Annotated in this window: 12 protein-coding genes; 7 read left to right on the top strand and 5 right to left on the bottom strand. The window is 71.9% G+C overall.

From position 1 onward, the window contains the following. Positions 1-44 precede the first annotated feature (44 nt). Genes FHR77_RS14575 through FHR77_RS14560 form a run of 4 tightly spaced genes read left to right on the top strand, consistent with a single transcriptional unit; the run spans position 45 to position 5,650 of the window. Entirely contained in the window at positions 45-1,361 is a 1,317-nt protein-coding gene (locus FHR77_RS14575) for an ABC transporter substrate-binding protein (protein WP_056058623.1), read from the top strand. Then, positions 1,361-2,314 carry a carbohydrate ABC transporter permease gene (locus FHR77_RS14570; RefSeq protein ID WP_167261511.1) on the top strand — a complete coding sequence of 318 codons (954 nt, stop codon included), beginning with the start codon at positions 1,361-1,363 and terminating at the stop codon, positions 2,312-2,314. Before FHR77_RS14575 ends, FHR77_RS14570 begins: the two co-directional genes overlap by 1 nt. Further along, a complete protein-coding gene (locus FHR77_RS14565) occupies positions 2,314-3,135 on the top strand; it encodes a carbohydrate ABC transporter permease (RefSeq protein WP_056058617.1) in 822 nt (273 codons plus the stop codon). The genes FHR77_RS14570 and FHR77_RS14565 overlap by 1 nt, the downstream gene beginning before the upstream one ends. Before the next feature lies 1 nt (position 3,136). After that, complete coding sequence (locus tag FHR77_RS14560; RefSeq protein WP_167261509.1) at positions 3,137-5,650, top strand: beta-xylosidase/alpha-l-arabinosidase; 2,514 nt, start codon at positions 3,137-3,139, stop codon at positions 5,648-5,650. Positions 5,651-6,020: 370 nt separating this feature from the next. Here FHR77_RS14560 and FHR77_RS14555 read toward each other — a convergent pair whose 3' ends face one another. The 5 genes from FHR77_RS14555 to FHR77_RS14535 all read right to left on the bottom strand — a co-directional run bounded on the left by FHR77_RS14555 (position 6,021) and on the right by FHR77_RS14535 (position 12,503). Next, entirely contained in the window at positions 6,021-7,004 is a 984-nt protein-coding gene (locus FHR77_RS14555) for a carbohydrate ABC transporter permease (RefSeq protein WP_056058608.1), read from the bottom strand. Then, positions 7,001-8,140: a carbohydrate ABC transporter permease gene (locus tag FHR77_RS14550; RefSeq protein ID WP_167261507.1), complete on the bottom strand. Its 1,140-nt coding sequence runs from the start codon at positions 8,138-8,140 to the stop codon at positions 7,001-7,003. Before FHR77_RS14550 ends, FHR77_RS14555 begins: the two co-directional genes overlap by 4 nt. Positions 8,141-8,203: 63 nt before the next feature. Then, positions 8,204-9,562, bottom strand: a complete 1,359-nt coding sequence (locus FHR77_RS14545; protein ID WP_167261505.1) for an ABC transporter substrate-binding protein — start codon at positions 9,560-9,562, stop codon at positions 8,204-8,206. A gap of 125 nt (positions 9,563-9,687) precedes the next feature. Further along, the gene (locus FHR77_RS14540; RefSeq protein ID WP_167261503.1) at positions 9,688-10,710 is read right to left on the bottom strand and encodes a LacI family DNA-binding transcriptional regulator; all 1,023 of its coding nucleotides are present in this window, start codon (positions 10,708-10,710) and stop codon (positions 9,688-9,690) included. 173 nt (positions 10,711-10,883) lie between these two features. Next, positions 10,884-12,503: a family 43 glycosylhydrolase gene (locus FHR77_RS14535; protein ID WP_167261501.1), complete on the bottom strand. Its 1,620-nt coding sequence runs from the start codon at positions 12,501-12,503 to the stop codon at positions 10,884-10,886. Between the two features lie 258 nt (positions 12,504-12,761). Between FHR77_RS14535 and chvE the strand changes: the two genes are divergently transcribed. The 3 genes from chvE to mmsB all read left to right on the top strand — a co-directional run bounded on the left by chvE (position 12,762) and on the right by mmsB (position 16,715). Then, the gene (chvE, locus tag FHR77_RS14530) at positions 12,762-13,892 is read left to right on the top strand and encodes a multiple monosaccharide ABC transporter substrate-binding protein (protein ID WP_167261499.1); all 1,131 of its coding nucleotides are present in this window, start codon (positions 12,762-12,764) and stop codon (positions 13,890-13,892) included. Positions 13,893-13,962: 70 nt separating this feature from the next. After that, entirely contained in the window at positions 13,963-15,510 is a 1,548-nt protein-coding gene (gene mmsA, locus FHR77_RS14525; RefSeq protein ID WP_167261497.1) for a multiple monosaccharide ABC transporter ATP-binding protein, read from the top strand. A gap of 83 nt (positions 15,511-15,593) precedes the next feature. Continuing rightward, positions 15,594-16,715, top strand: coding sequence for a multiple monosaccharide ABC transporter permease (mmsB, locus tag FHR77_RS14520; RefSeq protein ID WP_208381079.1), 1,122 nt, complete (start codon positions 15,594-15,596; stop codon positions 16,713-16,715). The last annotated feature ends 197 nt before the right edge of the window (positions 16,716-16,912 follow it).

Below are 16,912 nucleotides of genomic sequence, written 5' to 3'. Positions count from 1 at the left end.
CTCATTTCGGGCGAATCACCGAAACTTTCGGAAGGTGTTCAACGATGAACAGTTCATCCCCCCGCTCCCGGCGACTGCGGCGGTCGCTCGCGGTCGTCGCGACGCTCGCCACCGGCGCGCTCCTCGCCGGCTGCTCCGGCGGCTCCGGCGCCGAGAGCCGCCCCGAGAACGAGATCCACGTCGCCGTGTACGGCGACGCCACCAACAAGGTCGAGGAGGCGGTGGTCGCGAAGTTCAACGAGACCAGCGACGTCAAGGCCGTCCTGGACGTCATCCCCGGCGCGAACTACCAGCAGAAGCTGCAGACGATCATCGACACGGACAGCGCGCCCGACGTCTTCTTCAACTGGGGCGGCGGCAGCATCAAGCCGTTCGTCGACGCCGACCTGCTGCTGCCGCTCGACGACATGATCGCCGACGACCCGCAGCTGGAGGAGGCCTTCCTGCCCTCGGTCTTCGACACGGCCCGCTTCGACGAGAAGGCCTACGGGGTGCCGATGCGCGGCACGCAGCCCGTGATGCTCTTCTACAACAAGAAGGTCCTCGCCGACGCCGGCATCGCCGTTCCCGAGACCTGGGACGACCTGATGGCGGCCGTCGAGACGCTGAAGGGCGCCGGGGTCACCCCGATCGCGCTCGGCGGCGGCGACCAGTGGCCGACCCAGATGTGGTTCCAGTACGCGTACGACCGCGTCGCCGGGCCCGAGCTGTTCCAGTCGGCCCTCGACGGCGACGCCGACGCCTGGGCCAGCGACGACAGCAGGGAGGCGCTCGGCATGCTGCGCGACCTCGTCGACGCCGGCGGCTTCGGCACGAACTTCGACTCGGTCAAGTTCACCGACGGCGGCTCGCCCGCCCTGCTCCGCACCGGCAAGGCCGCGTTCGAGCTGATGGGCTCGTGGGAGTACTCGACGCAGCAGAACGAGGACCCGGAGTTCGCCGCGACCGACCTCGGCTACACGACCTTCCCGACCGTCGAGGGCGGCAAGGGCGACCCGGCCAACCTCGCGGGCAACACGAACAACTTCTACTCGGTCATCAAGGGCACGCGGTACCCCGACGCCGTCGAGGACTTCCTGAAGATCATGTACAGCGACGAGTTCGTGCAGCAGCAGCTCGCGATCGGCAACCTGCCGACCACGACGAACACGCCCGACTTCCTGTCGACGGCGGCCGACCCGGCCTACTCGCAGTACCAGTTCGACCTCGTGGCCGACGCCCCGTCGTTCCAGCTCTCGTGGGACCAGGCCTACCCGCCCGCCGCGATGACGCCGATCCACACCGCCGTCGCGCAGTACTTCAGCGGCACCCTCGACGAGGACGGCTTCATCGCCGCCATGCAGGCGCTGCAGGCTCCGTGATGTCGTCCGCCACCGCTCGTCGCGGGGCGCTCGGGTCGACCGGCACGGTTCGCCGTGCCGGTCGGCCCCGGACGGGGCAGGCCGCCGTCGGCCGGCCCGGCTCCGTCTGGGCGCTGCCCGCCACCGTCTTCTTCGGGCTCTTCGCCCTCGTGCCGCTCGTCGCCACGGTCTGGATGTCGTTCGTCACCTGGGGCGGCATCGGCGACCCCCGGTTCGTCGGCCTCGACAACTGGACCCGCATCGGCCAGGACTCCCTGCTGCTGAAGAGCATCGGGCTGACCGTCGTGCTCGTGCTGCTCTCGATCGCGGTCCAGACCCCGGTCTCGCTCCTCCTCGGGGTCTGGGCCGCCGGCCAGCAGCGCGCCCGCGCCGCCGTCGTCGCGATCTGGTTCATCCCCCTGCTGCTCTCGTCGGCCGCCATCTCGGTGCTCTGGCGAGCGCTGCTCGACCCCAACTTCGGCATCCCCGGCAGCGCGCCCTGGCTCTTCGGCGACGGCAACCTGTTCGGCCACCAGGGCACGGCGATCGCGGTGCTCGTGTTCGTCAGCACCTGGCAGTACACGCCGTTCCACACGCTGATCTACCAGGGCGGCGCCCGCGGCATCCCCGCCGTGCTCTACCAGGCGGCCTCGCTCGACGGCGCCGGCACGGTGCGCCAGTTCTTCAGCATCACGCTGCCGCAGCTCAAGAACACCGTGGTCACGTCGCTGATCCTCATGCTCGTCGGCGGCCTCACCACCTTCGAGACCGTGCTGATCCTCACCAACGGCGGCCCCGGCACCGACACGCTCGTCTCGCCGCTGTACATGTACCAGAAGGCCTTCTCGTCGTTCGACTTCGGCGGCGCCAGCGTCATCGCGGTCGCGCTCGTGGTCGTCGCGACGGCGATCTCGCTGATCGTCGTCAAGTTCTCGGGCTACGGCGAGATGCGCTCCCAGGCAGAAGGAGTCTGATGACCACCCGACCCAACTGGATCGCCGGCACCCTCGCCGCGATCTGGCTCGCCGTCGTGGCCCTGCCGCTCTACGCGATGGTCACGGCCACCCTGCAGACCCGCACCGGCTACGCCGCGAACGGCCCGCTCTCGCTGCCGTTCGGCGACTTCACGCTCTCGAACTACGTCGACGCCTTCGACACCGGCTTCGCCCAGTACTTCCTCAACACGCTGTTCGTCACGGTCGCCGTGGTGCTCGTCGTGCTGCTGCTCGTGCCGCCGCTCGCCTACGCGATCGTGCGCAGCACCTCGCCGCTCGTGCGGGGCGTGTTCCGCGTCTTCCTGCTCGGGCTCGCGGTGCCGGCGCAGGCCGTGATCGTGCCGATCTTCTACCTGATCTCGGTCGCCGGGCTGTACGACAACCTCCTCGGGGTCATCCTGCCGACCGCGGCGTTCGCGCTGCCGGTCTGCACGCTCATCCTGTCGGGCGTCATGCGCGACATCTCGCCCGAGCTCTACGAGGCGATGTCGATGGACGGCGCGACGCCGTTCCGCGCGTTCTTCCGGCTCGTGCTGCCGCTCTCGAAGGGCGGCCTCGCGACGATCGTCGTCTTCTCGGCGCTCCAGGCGTGGAACGGCTTCCTCTTCCCCCTGATCCTCACGCAGTCCGACGACACCCGGGTCGTCACCCTCGGACTCTTCAACTTCCAGACCCAGTACGGCGTGAACATCCCCGGCCTCCTGGCCGCGGTGGTGCTCTCGATGATCCCGATCCTCGTGCTCTACCTCTTCGCGCGTCGCGCGCTGGTGCAGGGCCTCATCGGAGTAGGCGGCAAGTGACATGACCAGCAGCACCAGCACCAGCACCGGCACCAGCACCAGCACCAGCACGAGCGCCGGCATCGGCGCCGGCGCCCCGGCGGCGGGAGGGGCGGCGGCGGAGCCGGCCCGCGCCTCCTCGTCGGCCCCCCTCGACGGCCCCTGGCGCGACCCGGCCCTGCCTGCCGCGGAGCGCGCCGCGGCCCTCGTCGCGGCGATGACCCTCGAGGAGAAGACCGCCCAGCTGTTCGGCATCTGGGTCGGCGCCTCAGCCGACGGCGCCGAGGTCGCGCCCCACCAGCACGACATGGCCGAGCCCGTCTCGCTCGACGAGCTGCTGCCGACGGGCCTCGGGCAGCTGACGCGCCCGTTCGGCACGGCCCCGGTCGAGGCCGTGGCCGGCGCCCGTTCGCTGGCCCGCACCCAGCGCACCATCGTCGAGAGCGGCCGCTTCGGCGTGCCGGCCCTCGCGCACGAGGAGTGCCTCGCGGGCTTCGCGGCCTGGGGCGCCACCGCGTACCCGGTGCCGCTCTCGTGGGGCGCCTCCTTCGACCCGGAGCTCGTCCGCGAGATGGCCTCGCGCATCGGCGACGACGTGCGCTCGGTCGGCGTGCACCAGGGGCTCGCCCCCGTGCTCGACGTCGTCCGCGACGCCCGCTGGGGCCGCGTCGAGGAGACCATCGGAGAAGACCCGCACCTCGTGGGCACCGTCGCCACCGCCTATGTACAGGGGCTCGAGAGCGCCGGCGTCGTCGCGACGCTCAAGCACTTCGCCGGCTACTCGGCGTCGCGCGCGGGCCGCAACCTCGCCCCCGTCTCGATGGGGCGGCGCGAGCTCGCCGACGTCGTGCTGCCGCCGTTCGAGATGGCCGTGGCCCTCGGCGGCGTGCGGAGCGTCATGCACGCCTACACCGACATCGACGGGGTGCCCTCGGCCGCCGACGAGTCGCTGCTGACCGGGCTGCTGCGCGACACCTGGGGCTTCGACGGCACCGTCGTCGCCGACTACTTCGGCGTCGCCTTCCTCGAGACGCTGCACGGCGTCGCGGGCTCGCGGGCCGAGGCGGCGGGGCTGGCCCTCGCCGCCGGCGTCGACGTCGAGCTGCCCACGGTCGACGCGTTCGGGCCGGCCCTCGTCGCCGCCGTGCGCGCCGGCGAGGTCGACGAGGCCCTGATCGACCGGGCCGCGCTCCGCGTGCTGACCCAGAAGGCCGAGCTCGGGCTGCTCGACCCCGGGTGGGACCCGGAGGCGCCCCTCGCCCGCGCCGACGACATCGACCTCGACACGGCCGGCAACCGCGCCCTCGCCCGGCGGCTCGCCGACGAGGCCGTCGTGCTGCTGCGCAACGACGGGGTGCTGCCGCTCACCGGGGCGCTCCCGCTGACCGGGGTCGGCTCGGCCTCCGGCGCCGACCAGGGCACCGGCGCCGACCGGGGCACCGCCCCGCGCCTCGCCGTGGTCGGCCCGAACGCCGACACCTCCGCGGCGCTGCTCGGCTGCTACTCGTTCCCGGCGCACGTGGGGTCGCAGCACCCCGACGTCGCGGTCGGCATCGAGCTGCCCACCTTCGCGGAGCGCCTGCGGGAGGCGGCGCCCGGCCTGGGCGCGGTCGTCGCGGGCTGCGACGTGGACGGGACGGACGCCTCCGGCATCCCCGCCGCCGTCGACGCCGCCCGCGACGCCGACGTCGCGCTGGTCGTGCTCGGCGACCGCGCCGGCCTCTTCGGCCGCGGCACGAGCGGCGAGGGCTGCGACGCCGTCGACCTCGCGCTGCCCGGCGTGCAGCAGCACCTGCTCGACGCCGTGCTCGACACCGGCACGCCGACGGTCGTCGTGCTGTTCACCGGGCGCCCCTACGCCCTCGGCCGCGCCGCCACGGAGGCGGCCGCGGTCGTGCAGGCGTTCTTCCCCGGCGAGGAGGGCGCGGCGGCCGTCGTCGACGTGCTCACCGGCGCGGTCACGCCCTCGGGCCGGCTGCCCGTGAGCGTGCCGGCCCACCCGGGAGCCCAGCCGTCGACCTACCTGCAGAGCCCGCTCGCCGCGCGGTCGGCCGTGTCGGACGTCGACCCGACGCCGGCCTTCGGCTTCGGGCACGGGCTGTCGTACACGACCTTCGACTGGGACGTCGTCGTTCCCGGCGGCGACGACGGGCCGCTGCGCGTGCCGACCGTCGGCGAGGTCGCGCTCGACGTGACCGTGCACAACACCGGCGACCGGATCGGGGCCGATGTCGTGCAGGTCTACCTGCACGACCCGGTGGCCGAGACGGTCCGGCCGGGGCAGCGGCTGGTCGCCTACGGGCGCACCCCGCAGCTCGCGCCCGGCGAGCAGGCCGTGCTCGAGATCGTGGTGCCGGTCGACCTCGCCTCGGCGACCGGTCGCGACGGCCTGCGGCGCATCGAGACGGGGGCCCTGCAGCTGCGGGTCGCCCGCTCGAGCAGCGACGTCGTCGCCGCGGTCGACGTCGAGGTGACCGGGGAGGCGCGGGTCGTCGACCACACCCGCCGTCTGACCTCGGTGGTGACGGTGCGCTGAGGCACCGGGCCCCCGCCGTGGTGCGCGGGGGCGAGGGGACGGAGGGGGCGGTGCTGTGGAGGCGCCGCCCCCTCCGGCGTGCGCGGGCCCGCGCGAGGTGACCCGCGACTCCCGCGACTCCCGCGCCTCGGGCACCTCGGGCACCTCGGGCGCCTCGCGCCCTCGCGCCCTCGCCGGGACGAGGTGACTCGAACTGGGCCCACGGCACCGTCGAGGGCCCAGGTCGAGTCGTCTCGCCGTCATCAGATCGCGTCGCCTCGGCGTCGCTCGCGTGCCCCGGGCGGACGACGGACGCCGGCCCGGTGCGGGTGCACCGGACCGGCGTCCGTGGTGAGGCAGCCTGCGGGGGCCGACCCGCGACTCCTCGGGGTCAGCCCTTCGTCGCGCCGGCCAGCAGGCCGCGCACGAAGAAGCGCTGCAGGGCGAAGAACACGATCAGCGGCACGATGATCGAGATGAACGCGCCCGCCGTGAGCAGCTCCCACGACTGGCCGTACGAGCCCGACAGGTCTTGCAGGGCCTTCGTGATCGGCAGCCCCTCGCCCGACGTGAACACCGTCGCGACGAGCAGGTCGTTCCAGACCCACAAGAACTGGAAGATGCCGAAGGAGGCGATGGCCGGCATCGACAGCGGCAGCACGATCCGGAAGAAGACCTGTCCGTGCCCCGCGCCGTCCATGCGCGCGGCCTCGATGACCTCGGCCGGGATCTCGCTGATGAAGTTGTGCAGCATGAAGATGGCCAGTGGCAGGGCGAAGATCGTGTGCGCGATCCACACCTTGGCGAACGAGCCGTCGAGCCCGTTCACCCCGAGGCCGGGGAGGATGTACAGCCCGCCGATGACGAGCCCGTCCGAGAACAGGCGCAGCAGCGGCACGAGGGCCATCTGGATCGGCACGATCTGCAGGGCGAACACCAGCACGAACATCGTGTTGCGGCCCTTGAAGTCGATCCAGGCGAACGCGTAGGCCGCGAGGCTCGCGATCGTGATCGGGATCAGCGCCGCGGGCAGCGTGATGACGAGCGAGTTGAGGAAGGCCTTGCCGAGGGTCAGGCTGTCGCCCGAGTTCAGCGCGTTGACGTAGTTGTCGAGCGTGAAGCCGGGGTTGGCGAAGACCGTCCACCAGCCCGTCGTCTTGATGTCGGTCGCGGGGCGGAACGACGAGATGAAGAGGCCGGCGGTGGGCAGGGTCCAGATCACGGCGATGATCAGCGCGGCGATGGTCGCCCCGCGGCTCGTCGTGCCCTTCTTCAGCTTGCCGCTGGAGTTCTCGATCTTCGCGACGCCGCGCTTCAGCTGGCTCTCGGTGCGAGGGGGGACGGCGACCCCGACCGGGGTGGGCGTGGCGGTCATCGGATCTCCCTCTGCTTCTGGATCTGGCGGGCGTTGTAGATCACGATCGGCAGCACCAGGACGAACAGGATGACGGCCAGCGCCGAGCTGTAGCCGGTGCGGCTGCCGAGCTGGAACTGGCGCACCATCTCGAACGCGAGGATGGTCGTGTCGTTGCGGCCGCCGGTCATCGCCGAGACGATGTCGTAGACCTTGAGCGAGGCGATCGAGATCGTCGTGAGCACGACGATGATCGTCGTGCGGATGCCCGGCACGGTGATGTGGCGGAAGGCCTGGAAGCCGTTGGTGCCGTCGAGCGACGCCGCCTCGAGCTGCTCGGCGGGGACGCCCTTGATGGCGGCGGAGAGCACCGTCATCGCGAAGCCGGCCTGGGTCCAGATCAGCACGATCACGAGCAGCAGGGTGTTCCAGGGCTCGAGCCCCAGCCAGTCGACGGGCTGGCCGCCGAACGCGACCAGGACGCCGTTCAGGAGGCCGATCTGCTCGCCCTGACGGATGTCGTAGAAGAACTTGAAGATGATCGACGCACCGACGAACGAGATCGCCATCGGCATGAAGACCAGCAGCTTGAGGACCTTCTCGCCGCGGCTCTTGTCGATGAACACGGCGTAGGCGAGGCCGATGGCCGTCGCCGTGATCGGGGCGAGCAGCACCCAGATCAGCGTGTTGCCGAAGGCGGTGAGGCCGTCGGGGCTCGTGAAGACCCAGATGAAGTTGTCGATGCCGGCGAAGCCGGAGCCGTCGTTCTTCATGAAGGCCTGGCCGGCCGTGGTGATCGTCGGGTAGATCAGGCCGATGATGAGGAAGAAGACCGCGGGGGCCATGAAGGCGATCAGCTGGAGCGAGTAGCCGGAGCCGCGCTTCGAGCGGTAGTCGAGCAGGAACAGCCCGCCGCCGAGCACGGCCGCGACGACCGCGACCCACATGACCGAGTTGTAGAGGCCGAACGCGAGGAGCACCACGACCGGGACGAGCACGCAGACGGCGAGCCGGAGGATCGTGTACTGGAGGCCGCGACGCGGGGCGAACTCGACGAAGACGAGCACGATGCCGACGAGCGCGGTGAAGGCGAGCAGGATCAGGGGGATCTGCGCCAGGGGCGGGACACCCGCCAACCACTGGAAGAAGCTGGACATCGCTGTCCTTTCGGGGACGGGTCAGGGGCCGCCGACGTACGACGGCCCCTGACGGAAGGACGACTAGGAGGTGTAGCCGGCCTGGATCTCCTCGAGGACCGAGTCGGTGTCGTTGCCGTCGATCCAGTCGACCATGCCCTTCCAGAAGCTGTCGGAGCCGACCGACTTGGGCATCAGGTCGGAGCCGTCGAAGCGGAAGGTGGTGTCGGTGCCCTGGAGGATCTCCACGGCGCTCTTCAGCAGGTCGCTGCCGGCGTTCTCCGGGTCGAGGCCCTGGTTGGCGGAGATGACGCCGCCGAGCGAGACGCGGCTGTTGGCCCAGTCGGCGCTGGCGAGGTACGCCTGCACCTTCGCGGTGTCGTCGTCGTTCGAGAACGCGGCGACGAACTCGCCGCCACCGGTGACGGCGGCGGGGTCGCCCTCCTCCATCGGCGGGGTGAGGAAGGCCCAGACGTCGCCGTCCTCGGCGACGGTGGCGGGCTGGCCCTCGGCGTTGTTCGCCGCGGTCAGGAAGCCCTCGAAGAACGAGGCCTGGTGGGTCAGGGCGCAGCTGCCGTTCGCGACGTTGGTCGCGACGTCGCCGAACGCGGTCGAGTTGATCGACTTCACGTCGCCGTAGCCGGCGTTGACGAGCGTCGGGTCGAGGAGGATCTCGCCGACCGCGTCGAAGGCCGACTTGATCTCGGGGTCGGTGAACTTCGTGTCGCCGGCGACCCACGAGTCGTAGGCGTCAGGGCCGGCCTCGCGCAGCACGAGGTCCTCGACCCAGTCGGTGCCGGGCCAGCCCGAGGCCTCGCCCGAGTTGAAGCCGGCGCACCACGACGGGCCGCCGGTCTTCTCCTGGATGGTCTTCGACAGCGCGACGAGGTCGTCGTACGTCTTCGGGACCTCGACGCCCCACTCGGCGAACTTCGCCGGCGAGTACCAGACGTAGCCCTTGACGCTGGCCATGAGGGGCGCGCCGTACTGGGTGCCGTCGACCTGGCCGTACTTCTGCCAGTCCTCCGACCAGCCCTCCTTGACGTTGGCGAGGGCGTCGGCGGGGAGCTCCTGCACCTTGCCGGACTTGACCGTGTCGGCCAGCAGGCCGGGCTGCGGGAAGATCGCGAGGTCGGGGGTGTCGCCGCCCTGGACCTTGATGCCGATCTGCTTCTCGAACTCCTTGTCGCCCGTGTACTTGATCTCGATGTCGTTCTCCTTCTCCCAGTCCGCCCAGGACTGCTCGAGGAGGGTCGCTTCGTCGCCGTTGATCGTGCCGTAGACGTTCACGACGCCGTCGGCGGTGCCGACCGACCCGCCGGCTCCGCCGCCGGCGTTGGGGTCGTTGGGGTCGGAGCTGCCGGAGCAGCCGACCAACAGGAGGCTCGTGGCGGCCAGGAAGGCCATCCCGCCGGTGACGCGGCGGTTCAGGGGTGCTCGCATGGGGTTCTCCTCATTGAGTGGTGCGGCGGGCGATCGCTCGTGCTGTCGAGCGGACCGTCGACGTGTCGTCATCGACGCGCGTCGACGATGAGTGTCACACACCGTGCGGAGGCGCGCAACCGCGCCTAGGAGCGCGTCGGCGGAGCGGAGCTGCCGCGCACCGTGAGCCGCGGCGCGACGAGCAGGTGCGGCGCCTCGCCGCGGCGGTCCTCGATGGCGGCGACGAGGTCGTCGACGGCCGCGGCGGCGATCTCGTCGCCCGGCGGCGACACCGTGGTCAGGGGCGGGGAGGTCATGTCGGCGGCCAGGTCGCCGATGCTCAGCGCGACGACGGTGACGTCGTCGGGCACGCGACAGCCGGCGAGCGCGGCGGCCTGGACGAAGCCGGCGAGCGCCATCTCGTTGAAGGCGAGCACGGCCGTCGGGCGCGGCACCAGCGCGGCGAACGCGGCGAACGCCTCCCGCCCGCCGCGCACGGAGGTGTCGGCGTGGACCACCTCGACCCGCAGGCCTCGGTCGCGGACCGGCCCCGCGAGCGCCCGCGTCGTCCGCGTCAGCGGGCCCGAGCCCCGCTCGAGCGCGCCGAGGCCCTGGCTGAGGAAGAACAGGTGCTCGTGCCCGAGGTCGGCCACGTGGTCGACGGCGAGCCGGCCCATCGCCTCGTAGTCGGCGTCGACGAACCAGAGGCGGCCCGCGTCGTCGGGCCGACCGATGTTGGTGAAGGGCACCCCGGCACGCTCGAGCACCTCGACGCGGGCGTCGGTCGAGGTCAGCTCCATGAGGATCACGCCGTCGACGAGCCGCTCGCTGACGAGGCTGCCGAGCCCCTCGACGTCGCCGATCGGGTTCGACCAGAGCAGCAGGTGGTAGCCGCACGACCGGGCGCGCTCGGTGGCGGCGGCGACGTACTCGAACTCGGACGACGTCACGCCGCGGGGGCTGGACGGGTAGTGCAGGGCGAGGATCCCGCCGCGCGAGCCGGCGAGGCCGCGGGCGAAGGCGTTCGGGGTGTAGTCGAGCTCGGCCATCGCGCGCTCGACGCGCTGCCGGGTCGCCTCCGAGATGGTGCGCCGACCGCTGATCGCGTACGAGACGGTGCTCGACGACACGCCGGCGAGGCGCGCCACGTCGTCACGGGTCGCACCCATGGCATCCACCTCGATCGGTCGTGCGTCGCAGGACAGGAGCGGCGACGCAGGCGCTCCCCCGGTGCACGACTGTGCGATCGGCGGCGAGGTCATCATGCGCAACGGCTGACGATTTGTCCAACCTGAGGTCTGCCCACTTCCGCGGCCGCGAGCGCCCGGAGTGGACGGCCAGGTCAGCGGACGGCGCGGGAGGCGCGGTGCAGCACGAGCTGACCGCGCCCGTCGACCGCGGCGCCCCAGACCACGCCGACGAACCCGCCGGCCGTCTCGGTGCTGACGACCCGCGCCTCCGCCCGGGCCCGCAGCAGCTCGGCCGGCGGCCCGCCCTCGGGGTCGACGACGAGCGCGACGAGGTCGTAGGCGTCGCCCCGGCAGGAGGCGCGGAGCAGCATCTCGACACCACCCGAGCCGGTCTCCTCCACCGTGGCACCGGCGATCTCGCGGTCGACGCCGGCCTCGCGCGCCACGATCCGCACGCGGAGGCCGTCGCCGTCGAGCCCGCGCACGACCTCGACGCGGAGGTCGGCCGCGCCGGACTGCCGCACGACGAGGCCCGCCGCTCCGCCCGCCCCCGGCTTCGCCGTGACGGCCAGCTCGAGCGTCTCGTGGTGGTCGCGCTGCCGCGCCCCGACGAACGCGGGCACGCCGGTCGGGTCGTGCAGGCGGGCGGCGCCGGCGCCGTCGAGCGCCAGGCCGTCGGAGCCCGGCACCGCGAAGGAGGGCGCCCCGCGCACCGAGAGCCACGCCGCGTCGAGGGGCCGGGAGCCCCTCAGGTCGTCGACCCGCGCCTCCGGCACGCGGGGCCCGTGCCCGACGACCGCGTCGTCGAGCTGGCCGACGCCGGCGTTGACGACGGGGCGGTCGTCCTCCCACGTGACCCGGGCGAGGAAGGTCTCCCGGCCGAGCACCGTGTGGCCGCCGACCGGGCGCATGCCGAGCACGGTGGCGCGCCACTCGCCGTCGGGCAGCTCGACGAGGTCGGCGTGGCCGACGGCGACGACCGGGTGCCCCTGCCCGAGGTGCCGGTGCGTGAGCAGCGGGCCGCGCGGGTCGACCTCGTACGGCCCGGTGACGGCGCGCGAGCGGGCGGCGACGACGGCGTGCGCCCGCTCGGTGCCGCCCTCGGCGGTGACGAGGTGGAACCAGCCGTCGCGCTCGACCAGGTGCGGCCCCTCGCTCCAGACGGCGCCGCGCTGCGCGGCCGTCCAGACGACGTGCTCGGGTCCCGTCAGCCGCAGCGTGTCGGGGTCGAGCTCGCGCAGCCAGATCTCGGTCTCGCCCTCGTACGAGCCGGGGTCGCGGAGGCGCGTGCCGAGCCACCAGACGCGGTCGCGCCGGCCGCCCGGCCGCGCCTCGAAGAACAGCGCCGGGTCGATGCCCTCCGCGCCCTCGACGACGACCGGGTCGGACCACGGGCCGGCCGGGTCGTCGGCGGTGCAGGCGAACGACCCCGGCCGGTCGCCGCCGACCACCGTGCTGACGAGCCACCAGCGCCCGAGGCCGTGCCGCAGCGTGGGCGCGTAGGCCCCGCCGCTGTCGGGCACGCCGGCCAGGTCCAGGGCGCCGGGCCGGGTGACGACCGAGCCCCGCGCCTCCCAGGTCAGCAGGTCGGTCGAGGAGGAGAGCGCGACGGAGGGCCAGTACTCGAAGGTCGACGTCGCGAGCCAGACCACGTCGTCGCCGGGCGCCCGACAGACGCTCGGGTCGGGGTGGAAGCCCGGCAGCACGGGCGTCGCGCGGGGCCGGGCGGAGGCGGTGGTCGGGTCGGCAGCGAGGGGCACGTCGGCGGGCACGACGGCGAGCATAGCCGCGGTGAGCCCGGCTCATCTCGATCCGGTAACGGTCTCCGAGGCCCTTGCGCCGACGATCAGGGCGCGTATATGTTCCGAGAGCCAACAAATACCCCGACGCCACCCACGTCGGTTCGAGCACTACAGCGAAGTACCCGCTCGATCTGGTCCGGTTCGACGACGAACCACCGCCCGGCACGCCCTCGACGAGGCGACCGGAGCGGCGTCGCCCGGGCAGATCCCACCGAAAGGATCCGCACCATGACCACAGCAAGGAAGCTCTCCGTCGCGGCCCTCACGGTCGGCCTCGTGGCCGGCCTCGCGGCCTGCGCACCCGCCGGCTCCTCCGGCGGCGGCGGCGGGGGCGACGACGCCTCCGGCACCGAGTGCAACGTCGGCATCAGCATGCCCACCCGCAGCCTCGAGCGCTGGATCAACGACGGCGAGGGCCTCAAGGAGAAGCTCGAGGGCGACGGCTGCACCGTCGACCTGCAGTACGCCGACAACAAGACCGACCAGCAGATCAGCCAGATCCAGAACCAGGTCGCCGGGGGCGCGAAGATCCTCGTCGTCGCCGCCATCGACGGGCAGACCCTCGGCCCGGCGCTCGAGGACGCGAAGTCGCAGGACGCCACCGTCATCGCCTACGACCGCCTGATCAACGGCACCGAGGCCGTCGACTACTACGCCACCTTCGACAACTACAAGGTCGGCCAGCTGCAGGGCCAGTACATCGAGGAGCAGCTCGGCCTCGCCGACGGCGAGAAGGGCCCCTTCACGATGGAGCCGTTCGCCGGCAGCCCCGACGACAACAACGCCGGCTTCTTCTTCGCCGGCGCGTGGGACGTCCTGCAGCCCTACGTCGAGAGCGGCGTGCTCGTCGTGCCGAGCGGCAAGGCGCCCGCCGACGACGACGGCTGGAAGGCCATCGGCATCCTCGGCTGGGGCTCGGACGACGCCCAGGCCGAGATGGACAACCGGCTGCAGTCGTTCTACACGGGCGGCGAGAAGGTCGACGTGGTCCTGTCGCCGAACGACAGCCTCGCGCTCGGCATCGAGGCCTCCCTCGACGCCGCCGGCTACCAGCCGGGCTCGGACTGGCCGATCATCACCGGCCAGGACGCCGACGTCGCGAACGTGAAGGCGATCCTCGCCGACCAGCAGTCGATGACGGTCTGGAAGGACACCCGCGAGCTCGGCACCCAGGTGCAGGCGATGGTGGCGGCCATCGTCGCGGGCGACGAGGTCGAGACGAACGACACCGACACGTACGACAACGGCGAGAAGGTCGTCCCGGCGTACCTGCTCGACCCGGTGGTCGTCACCAAGGACGACGTGCAGGGCACGCTCGTCGACTCGGGCTTCGTCGACGCCTCCGACGTCGGTCTCTGACCCCACCCCCGGCAGCCGGCGGCGGCCCCTCGGGGCCGCCGCCGGCTCCCTCGACCCGAAGCGAGAAGACATGAACGACGTCATCCTGCAGATGACCGACATCGTCAAGGAGTTCGGCGCCGTCCGCGCCCTCGACGGCGTCTCGGTGAGCGTGCAGCGCGGCGAGGTGCACGCGATCTGCGGCGAGAACGGGGCCGGCAAGTCGACCCTGATGAAGGTGCTCTCGGGCGTCTACCCGCACGGCAGCTTCGACGGCACGATCGAGATCGACGGCAGCCCCGTCCGCTACTCGTCCATCAACGACTCCGAGCGCGACGGCGTGGTGATCATCCACCAGGAGCTCGCGCTCAGCCCGTTCCTCTCCATCGCCGAGAACATCTTCCTCGGCAACGAGGTGCAGCGCGCCGGCGTCATCGACTGGAACCGCACCAACCTCGAGGCCTCGAAGCTGCTCGCCCGGGTCGGCCTCGCCGAGAGCCCGGTCACCAAGGTGCTCGAGCTCGGCGTCGGCAAGCAGCAGCTCGTCGAGATCGCGAAGGCGCTCTCGAAGGAGGTCACGCTCCTCATCCTCGACGAACCGACCGCGGCCCTCAACGACGACGACTCGGCCCACCTGCTCGGCCTGATCGACCAGCTGCGCGAGCAGGGCATCACGTCGATCATCATCAGCCACAAGCTCGGCGAGATCCGGGCGATCGCCGACACGGTCACGGTCATCCGCGACGGCAAGACGATCGAGTCGTTCCCCGTCGCCGACACCCCCGAGATCGAGACCCGCATCATCCGCGCGATGGTCGGGCGCCCGCTCGACAGCCAGTTCCCGCCGCGGGTGCCCGACATCGGCGCCGAGAAGCTGCGCGTCGAGGACTGGACCGTGCACCACCCGGTCGACTCCGAGCGGCTCGTCGTCGACCACGCGTCGTTCCACGTGCGGGCGGGCGAGGTCGTCGGCTTCGCCGGCCTGATGGGCGCCGGGCGCACCGAGCTGGCGATGAGCCTCTTCGGCCGCTCGTACGGCGCCGACATCTCGGGCCGCGTCTACAAGGACGGCAAGGAGATCCAGACCCGCACCGTCGGCGAGGCGATCAAGAACGGCATCGCCTACGTCACGGAGGACCGCAAGCGCTACGGCCTGAACCTCATCGGCAGCATCACGGTGAACGTCTCGGCCGCCGCCCTCGGCAAGCTCGCGAAGCTCGGCGTCATCGACCGCAACCGCGAGTACGCCGTGGCCGACGACTACCGGAAGCAGATGAACATCAAGACCCCCACGGTCTCGGCGATCGTCGGCAACCTGTCGGGCGGCAACCAGCAGAAGGTCGTCCTGAGCAAGTGGATCTACTCGGGCCCCGACGTGCTCATCCTCGACGAGCCCACCCGGGGCATCGACGTCGGGGCGAAGTACGAGATCTACGGGATCATCGCCGAGATGGCGGCCCAGGGGAAGGCCGTCATCGTCATCTCGAGCGAGCTGCCCGAGCTGATCGGCCTCTCCGACCGGATCTACACCATCGCCGAGGGCCGCCTCACGGCCGAGCTCTCGCGCGCCGACGCCAGCCAGGAAGAGCTGATGCGCCACATGACCGCGACCAGGACCCTAGGAGCAGAAGCCTCGTGACCACCACCGCACCTCCTCGCCCCTCCGCTCCGCCGCCGGCACCCGCGCCGGTGCCGGGCGCCAAGCGCCGCCTCCGGATCGACATGCGCCAGTACGGCATCCTCGCCGCGCTGCTGGTGATCGTGCTGCTCTTCCAGGTGCTGACCGAGGGCCGGCTGCTCTACCCGGGCAACGTCAGCAACCTCATCCAGCAGAACGCCTACGTGCTGATCCTCGCGATCGGCATGGTGATCGTCATCATCGCCGGGCACATCGACCTCTCGGTCGGCTCGGTCGTCGCGACCGTCGGCGCCGTCGCCGCGCTCGCCATGAACGACTGGGGCCTGCCCTGGGGCGCCGCCGTCGCGCTCTCGCTGCTCGTCGGCGCGCTGATCGGCGCGTGGCAGGGCTTCTGGGTCGCGTTCGTCGGGATCCCGGCGTTCATCGTCACGCTCGCCGGCATGCTCGTCTTCCGCGGCGTCGCCCTCGTGCTGCTCACCGGCGGCACGATCAGCGGCCTGCCCCGCGCCTTCAACTCGATCGGCTCGGGCACCCTGCCGACCACGGGCCAGCCCGACCTGTTCACGCTCGGCATCGGGCTGCTCGCCTCGGCGGGCCTGATCGCCCAGCAGCTGCGGGCCCGCGCGAACCTCCGCCGCCTCGAGCTGCCCCGCGAGCGCGCCGTGTCGTTCGTGCTGAAGATCGCCATCGCCGTCGCCGCGATCATGTACCTCTGCTACCTGCTGGCGTACAACCGCGGGACGCCGATCATCCTCATCATCCTGGCGACGCTGGTGCTGCTGTACTCGTTCCTGCTGACGCGGACCGTGTTCGGTCGTCACGTCTACGCCATGGGCGGCAACCTGTTCGCCGCGATGATGTCGGGCGTCAAGACGAAGTGGGTCACCTTCGGCATCTTCGTCAACATGGGCCTGCTCGCCGGCCTCGCCGGCGTCGTCAGCACCGCCCGCGCCGGCAGCGCCGTCGCGTCGGCCGGCCAGAGCTTCGAGCTCGACGCGATCGCCGCGGTGTTCATCGGCGGCGCGGCCGTGCAGGGCGGCATCGGCACCGTCGTCGGGGCCGTCATCGGCGGGCTCGTGATGGGTGTGCTGAACCAGGGGCTGTCGATCCTCTCGGTCGACGCCGCCTGGCAGCAGGTCATCAAGGGGCTCGTGCTGCTGCTGGCCGTCGCGTTCGACGTGTACAGCAAGCGGCGCCGCCGGTAGGAGGCGCGGGTCGGCCCCCCGGGGCCGGCCCGGCCGCCTGCGTCGAGCTCCCGAACCCCGTTCTCGCACTCGAACCCCGCCGCGGCGGGGTTCCGGTGCGAGGACGGGGTTCGTCGTCGGTGCGGGGCGGGCGCGGGGGCGCGGGGCGCGGGGCGCGGGGCGCCGGGCGCCGGGCGTGGGGCGCCGGGTGCGCGGCG

This window comes from Frigoribacterium endophyticum (assembly GCF_011759585.1).
In the GTDB taxonomy this organism is placed as follows: domain Bacteria; phylum Actinomycetota; class Actinomycetes; order Actinomycetales; family Microbacteriaceae; genus Frigoribacterium; species Frigoribacterium endophyticum.
The sequence above is the reverse complement of the archived record's forward strand: the minus strand, read 5'-3'. Positions and strand labels throughout refer to the sequence as shown.